Annotated in this window: 2 protein-coding genes and 1 pseudogene; 2 read left to right on the top strand and 1 reads right to left on the bottom strand. The window is 74.7% G+C overall.

What is annotated here, in order from left to right:
• Together GA0115240_RS36380 and GA0115240_RS28040 are read left to right on the top strand one after the other, a co-directional pair.
• Positions 1-963: hypothetical protein (locus GA0115240_RS36380; protein ID WP_161302508.1), on the top strand; the 963-nt coding region annotated here is incomplete at its 5' end.
• Positions 960-1,787: a glycosyltransferase family 2 protein gene (locus GA0115240_RS28040; RefSeq protein WP_256070031.1), complete on the top strand. Its 828-nt coding sequence runs from the start codon at positions 960-962 to the stop codon at positions 1,785-1,787. The genes GA0115240_RS36380 and GA0115240_RS28040, both read left to right, overlap by 4 nt.
• A gap of 69 nt (positions 1,788-1,856) precedes the next feature.
• Here GA0115240_RS28040 and GA0115240_RS37300 read toward each other — a convergent pair.
• Positions 1,857-2,070 (bottom strand): annotated as a pseudogene (locus GA0115240_RS37300) (hypothetical protein); the annotation flags it as partial.

Below are 2,070 nucleotides of genomic sequence, written 5' to 3'. Positions count from 1 at the left end.
CGACCCGGTCGACTCCAGCGCGCCGGCCGCCGCCCCCGCACCCCCCGCCCTCGACGCACCAACGCCCCCGGCCTGCGCCGGGCCCGCCCCACCACCCACGCGCCCGGCGCGCACCCCACCACCGCGGCCGCCACACCCGGGTCCGGCGCCGCCGCGTCCGCCGGCGGCTTCCCCGACGCGGCCACCACCGGCCCCCGGCTGGCGATGAAGCCGCACCGGACCGGCGCGCTGACGGTGAAGACCGACGGCACGGTCATCAGCCGCTGGGACATCAGCGGGTCGCTGGACATCTACGCCAACAACGTCACCGTCATCGACAGCCGCATCACCTCGGACAACTGGTGGGGCATCAACCTGCGGTCCGGCTTCAGCGGCCTGCGGGTGCTGCACACCACCATCACCGCGGTGCCCGGCAAAGGCCCCGACAACGGTGGCGTGGACTACGGCGTGTCCAACATGGGCACCAGCTCGATCGAAGTCGGCTGGTGCGACATCTCGGTGTTCGGCAACTCCCTGTCGATGGGCCAGGGCAATCTGCACGACAACTTCGTGCACGACATCACGCCCTTCACCAACCAGGGCGGCGAGTGGCAGCACACCGACCCGGTGATCTCCGACGGCGGCAACACCGGCCGGCTGATCATCCGGCACAACACCCTGCTCAACAGCACCCCCGTGGACCACGGGGCGTCCGGCAGCGTCGGGCTGTTCGCCGACACCGGCTCGGTGCGCAACGTCACCGTGGACGGCAACTGGCTGGCCGGCGGCGCCTACGCGCTCTACGCCGGCAGCAAGGGCTCCAGCGGGATCAAGGTCACCAACAACGTCTTCTCCACCCAGTACTACCCGAACGCCGGGGCCTACGGGGCGGTCACCGCCTGGGATCCGGGCGGCGCGGGCAACGAATGGAGCAACAACCGCATGTCGGACGGCCGGAGCGTGACCCCGCAGGCGGACCGGTGAGCGGGGGCGGCGCGCCGGGCGCCGGGGGAGCGGCCCTGCTGCGCCGCGCCGCCCGGGCCCCCTGGACCCTGCTGAAGGGCGCCTTCGGCTGGCTGGTGCTCTTCGAGGCGAAGAACAAGGTGCTGCTGGCGCCGTCCGCGCTGCGGCTGCGCCGCCGCGAGAACGCCGAGGTCCGCCGGCTGGCAGCCACCCTCCCGCAGCCGCCCACCGCACTGGTCGCCACCGTGATCGCCACCCACCGCCGCCCCGAGGCGCTGCGCGCCGCGATCGCCTCCGCCCTGGCCCAGACGGTGGCCGACCAGGTGGTCGTGGTGGTCGACGACGGCGCCGGGCTGCCCGAACTCCCCGCCGACCCGCGGCTGTTCGCGGTGTCCCTGGCCGCCAACACCGCCGTGGCCGGTGTCGTCCGCAATGTCGGCATCCGGCTGAGCCGCTCCACCTACCTCGCGTTCCTGGACGACGACAACCTCTGGGAGCCCGACCACCTGGCCCGCGCCCTCGACGCGCTGCGGGCGCCCGGCGGCCCCGACGGCGTCTACACCGCGCTGCGCCGGGTGCTGCCCGACGGCAGCGAGCACGACGTGCTCTCGGTGCCCTACGACCGCCGGCGGGCCGCCCGCGAGTCCTTCCTGGACACCAACGCCTTCGTCGCCCGCCGCGACCGCACCCTGCGCTTCAGCCGGCTGCGCCGCACCCCCGAGGTGATGCCCCGGGAGGACTGGGAGCTGATCCACCGCTACGCCCGCACCCACCGGGTGGAGCACCTGGCGCACCCCACCGTCCGCTACCTCGTCAACCCGAACAGCTTCTATACGCAGTGGTAGGCCGGCCCGCCCGTCCCGGGCACTTCGCGGCGCCGGGCGAACGGGCGCCGGCCGAACGGGCGCCGGGCGTCAGGAAGTCGCTGATCGCGGCGCGGCCGGCGCCGGACCCGGGCGGGCGCGCAGCTTCGACGGGCTGAGCAGCGCGCCCACCGCGGCCCGGCTCGGCGCCTTGCCGATCGCGGCCCGCGACGTCTCCCGCAGCAGGACCGCCGCCCAGAACGCGACCGCCGCCGGCACCCCGTGCCGACGGCGGTGCAGCCGCACCCGGTTGAGCACCAGCAGC

The sequence above is a fragment of the Streptomyces sp. DvalAA-14 genome (genome assembly GCF_900091855.1).
Lineage (GTDB): Bacteria > Actinomycetota > Actinomycetes > Streptomycetales > Streptomycetaceae > Actinacidiphila.
The sequence above is the reverse complement of the archived record's forward strand: the minus strand, read 5'-3'. Positions and strand labels throughout refer to the sequence as shown.